The organism is Nonomuraea cypriaca (assembly GCF_015645445.1).
Classification (GTDB): domain Bacteria; phylum Actinomycetota; class Actinomycetes; order Streptosporangiales; family Streptosporangiaceae; genus Nonomuraea; species Nonomuraea cypriaca.
The window spans coordinates 1-4,406 of the sequence record NZ_JADOGI010000417.1; the positions used below are offsets into that span (position 1 = coordinate 1).

Here is a 4,406-nt window from a genome sequence, read left to right on the forward strand (position 1 = left end):
CCGGGGGCCAGGCCCCCGGCGCCGCCACACGCATCGACCTCACCCAGCCACCGCCTTCGCCGGCTTCATGGCCCGCTCACCTCTCACGCGAGGACAGACCATGACGACAGGCACCGGCAACAATGAACCCGCCGCGCTGGCGCGGCGCTCACTGCTACGCGGAGCACTCGCGGCGGGAGCCACGATGATGGTCACCCTGCAGGCAGGCGCCTGCTCGGCCTCTTGGCGACGCCCACCCGCGCCCGAGCCTCCGACCGACGAGCGCGCAAAGCGACCCCACACGCCGCCCCCGGCCAGCAAGCCCGGCCTGCTGGCCTATTTCTCCCGGGCGGGCGAGAACTACTACTACTACGGAGGGCGCCGTGACCTCAAGGTCGGCAACACCGAAGTACTCGCCCAGATGATCAGTAGCCGCATCGACTGCGACGTCCACCGCATCGAACCCGCCGAGCCCTACCCCGAGGACTAGGAGCAGACCGTCGCGCGCAACGTGCGCGAACAAGACGCCGACGCCCGGCCCGCCATCGCCGGCCCCTTGCCTCGATCGATCGCTACGACACAGTGCTGCTGGGCAGCCCCATCTGGAACGTCCGAGCACCCCTGACCATGTCGACCTTCACCGAGGGCCTCGACTTTCGCGGCAAGACCGTCGTCCCGTTCACCACCCACGCCATGAGCGGCCTGGGAACCACCCAGCACGCGACTACGCCGCCACCTGCCCCGGCGCGACCATCGCCGAAGGCCTCGCCGTCCGCGGCGAGCAGGTCAACGACGCCGACGCCGCCGTCCAAGCATGGCTGCGGCGTCTCCGGCTTCTCGCTCCACCGCCCGGAGCTACACGCTCACCATCAAGCGGCTCCGCGTGAGCCTCGCACGGTCCCGAGGCCCGCAAGCATCTGAGTCATCCGGTGGCTGATGCCGCGCTGCGGCAGATTCGTCGTGTTCGCACAGCATACGCACGACGGCTGCCGGGGAGGGCCGCCCTTTTGGTGACGACGAGCCGCAAGGCGATCTCACGCCGGTACACGGCCACAGAAGGCATGATGTCGGCCGGTAGTCGAGCGCCGTTCCATGTACTCCGCCTCCCGACACGCATGCAGGCTCAGCGGTGTCAACGTACGGCTCCGGCGGTGAGGCCGCTCACCAGGTGGCGTTGCAGGAAGACGCACAGCACGATGATCGGCAGGATGGCCACGAGCGAGGTGGCCGCGATCGTGCCCCACTGCGGCCCGCTGTCGGTCACGAAGGAGCTGACAAGCACCGGGAACGTCTTGGCCTTGGTGGTGGTCAGGATGAGCGCGAAGAAGAACTCGTTCCACGAGAAGATCGTGCAGAATGCGGCCGCGGTGGCGATGGAGGGCCTGAGCAGCGGCAGCACCACGTTCCAGAAGGTGCGCAACGGTCCTGCCCCGTCGACAGAGGCCGCTTCGCTGATCGCCCGGGGAATCTGGCCGGCCGCCGGCTGGATCATCCATATCGCCAGCGGAAGGTGGAAGGCCGTGTAGACGATGACGAGAGACGCCACAGTGTCGATCAGACCGACGCTGCGCATCAGCACGAACAGCGGGATCACGATCGCGAACGGCGGCAGGAACCTCAGCAGCAGGAAGCCCAGGCCGATGTGCCGGCCGGCGTCGCGCGGGAAGCGGTGGGCGGCCAGGGCGTAAGCCGCCGGCGTGGCGATGACCAGGGTGAGCGCGGTGGAGAAGACCGTCGCCATGAGGCTGTTGAGGAAGAACGGGCCAACGGTTCCGCTGAGGAAGACGGTCTTGAAATGGTCCAGGGTCGGCGATGTCGGTAGCAGCCGTGGCGGATAGACGAGGATTTCGGAGTTCTGCTTGAACGCCGTGCTGAGCATCCACGCGAACGGCAGCAGCGTCGTGAACAGCAGCACGAGGATCGCGGCGAGCCGGAGCCCGCCGAGTACGATCCGGCCGGCGAGTTTCATCAGGTCAGCTTCCTTTCGACTCGCCGGGTAATCCACAGGTAGACCGTGGCGAAGAGAGTCAGGGCGATGGTGATGGTGACTGCGACGGCCGAGGCGTAGCCCTGGTCGAACTCGGCGAACGCGTTGCGGTAGAGGAAGATGGCCATCGTCTGGGTGGATGTGCCCGGCCCACCGGTCGTGAGGGTGTAGGGCAGGTCGAAGGTCTTGGTCGCATCCAGCGTGCGCAGCAGGATCGCGATCAGCGTGACGGGAAGCATCATCGGGATGGTGATGTGCCGCAGGATGCGCACCGCGCCCGCCCCGTCAAGGCGGGCGGCTTCGCGAACTTCCTCAGGAATGGAAAGAAGCCCGGCCGAGATCAGCATGAACAGGAACGGAGTCCACTGCCAGACGTCGACCGCGATGAGAACCCACAGTGCCTTGGCGGGATCGCCGATCCAGTCGGTGTTCGGTGTTCCGAGCAGCGCGTTGATCCACCCGAAGGTCGGGTTGAGCAATGCCCGCCAGGTGATGCCGATGACGACCGGGCACAACATCATCGGGATGGCGAAGATGATGCGCAGGCCGTTGCTCAGTGCGGAGACGCGCCTTTCCAGCAGGAGCGCGAGCGTCCATGCCAGGACGACTTCCACGGCGATGGCGACGACGATGAAGGTCGCCGACACGCGCAGGGAGTTCCAGAACGCGGAGTCTCCTAGCATCTCAACGTAATTGTGCACACCGATCCAGCCCGCCTGGCCAGTCGCGTCCAGATCGGTGAAGCTCAGGTACACCGTTCGCAACAACGGGTAGACGACGAAGCCGAGGCAGATAGCGACGGCCGGCGCGAGCAGCCAGAAGTAGACCGATGGCCGCCGGGACCGAGTCACCGCGACGTTGGAGGCGGGCGCAGGGTCTGGGCGTTTGGCGGTTGGCGTGCGAGTGCGTGAGGAGGTGGTCATGTCGGGCCGCTATTGGTCGTTGACGAGCTCGTCGTACTGCTGGGCCATCTGCTGTGCCGCCTCATCGGCGGTGGGTATCTGACCCGCCGTGAAGCGCGCCGCGACGTCGGTGAACATCGTGTTGATCTTTCCGGCCGTGATGCCGCTCGGGCGGGGCAGTGAGGTCTCCAGGGCGCTCTTGATGCCGTCGGTGTAGAAGTGGTCGGCCACGTCGCTCGCCTGGTAGACCGACGCCTGTACGGGGCTCTTGCCGTATTTGACGAAACAGTCGTGGTCGGCGCTCTCCGAGGCCATGTAGGAGGCGAACTTGTAGGCGTTGTCCTGGTTGGGAGAGGATTTGGGAATCGTCAGCCCCCAGCCGCCCGCTTCGCCGACGCCGCCGGGGAGCTTGGTGACCCCTACCTTGCCGTAAACCTTGTTGTCGGCTGTCTTCGGTGTGATCTGGGACAGGACTGTTGTCGGCTGAAGCGCCGCCATCGCCACGTTGCCGGCGGCGAACTGGGCGCTCGCCTCGACGAAGGTGGCCTGCCGCGCGCCAGCCGGCGAGTAGTCGTCCTCGTCCGACTTCAGCAGCGTGAGAGCCTTGGTGGCCAGGCCCACGTCCAGCTTGCTTCCGGGGGCGCCAAGGACCTTACCGCCGAGCCCGTAGTAGCGGTCGTTGAATTCCGATTGCACATTCGCCTCGCCGCCCTTGACCGAGGTGCCGTACACGCCGGGAAACTTCGGATTCTTGGTGAAGAACGCGGCGGTCTTCTGGAATTCGTCCCAGGTGGTTGGAGGCTTCAGGCCCGCCTTGTCGAACAGGTCCTTGCGATAGAAGAGGGCCTCGGCCTGGGCGCTGAACGGGACGGCGTACTGTTCGTTGTTGAACACGTAGGTCTGCGTCACCGAGGGGATGACGCCGCGCAGCGAGGGGTCCGCCTTGACCTTCGTGCTCAACGGTGACAGAAAGGGCGAGAACTCGCCGATCCACTGGTAGGCCGCCATGATCACGTCGTAGCTCTGGGCACCGCTCGACAGCGTCGTCAGCAGCTTATCGTGCAGCGTCGGGTATCCCTCGTGGATGACATTTACCTTGATCCCGGTCTCGGCCGTGAATTTCTTGGCATAGGCATCCGAGCACGGGTCGTAGGCTCCCCCGGACAGAAAGACCGCGGTGAGCGACTTACCGTCGCCTGAGCCGGTGGAGGTGCCGGCCACGCCGCATGCGGAAAGGACGAGAGCCGACAGAGCGGCGCCGGCGGCAACGGCCAGATGCCGCGGGCGGCGATGATACGAATACGTCATTGTTCGATGCATCTCTTGTCTTCTGTGAGTGGTGCGTCAAGCCCTGGGGCTGCCGTTAGACCGATGAGGTAAGCATTCACCCCCAGCGCATGTCGAGTTCTGGTGATCGCGCTGTGTGATCGTCTGGAGGCGTGCGTGAGTACGGTGGCTCCGTAGCGTCAGGCTGTAGCCGGGTCGGGTGGCATCCAGAGCTTGCCGAGAAGCGCGTCGCGCAGGACGGTCATGACGTC

5 protein-coding genes are annotated in these 4,406 nt (G+C 65.8%); 2 read left to right on the plus strand and 3 right to left on the minus strand.

Features of this window, described 5'->3' with window-relative positions; all coding sequences use genetic code 11:
* The first annotated feature begins 100 nt into the window (after nucleotides 1–100).
* Both ITP53_RS56755 and ITP53_RS61640 read left to right on the plus strand, forming a co-directional pair.
* Nucleotides 101–469: an NADPH-dependent FMN reductase family protein gene (locus tag ITP53_RS56755; RefSeq protein ID WP_207757718.1), complete on the plus strand. Its 369-nt coding sequence runs from the start codon at nucleotides 101–103 to the stop codon at nucleotides 467–469.
* Nucleotides 421–900 carry a flavodoxin gene (locus tag ITP53_RS61640; RefSeq protein WP_207757719.1) on the plus strand — a complete coding sequence of 160 codons (480 nt, stop codon included), beginning with the start codon at nucleotides 421–423 and terminating at the stop codon, nucleotides 898–900. Before ITP53_RS56755 ends, ITP53_RS61640 begins: the two co-directional genes overlap by 49 nt.
* A 211-nt stretch (nucleotides 901–1,111) precedes the next feature.
* Here ITP53_RS61640 and ITP53_RS54025 read toward each other — a convergent pair whose 3' ends face one another.
* Genes ITP53_RS54025 through ITP53_RS54035 form a run of 3 tightly spaced genes read right to left on the minus strand, consistent with a single transcriptional unit; the run spans nucleotide 1,112 to nucleotide 4,176 of the window.
* A complete protein-coding gene (locus ITP53_RS54025; protein ID WP_195903254.1) occupies nucleotides 1,112–1,948 on the minus strand; it encodes a carbohydrate ABC transporter permease in 837 nt (278 codons plus the stop codon).
* Complete coding sequence (locus ITP53_RS54030; RefSeq protein ID WP_195903255.1) at nucleotides 1,948–2,889, minus strand: carbohydrate ABC transporter permease; 942 nt, start codon at nucleotides 2,887–2,889, stop codon at nucleotides 1,948–1,950. The genes ITP53_RS54025 and ITP53_RS54030 overlap by 1 nt, the downstream gene beginning before the upstream one ends.
* A 9-nt stretch (nucleotides 2,890–2,898) precedes the next feature.
* Entirely contained in the window at nucleotides 2,899–4,176 is a 1,278-nt protein-coding gene (locus ITP53_RS54035; RefSeq protein ID WP_195903256.1) for an ABC transporter substrate-binding protein, read from the minus strand.
* Nucleotides 4,177–4,406 lie beyond the last annotated feature (230 nt).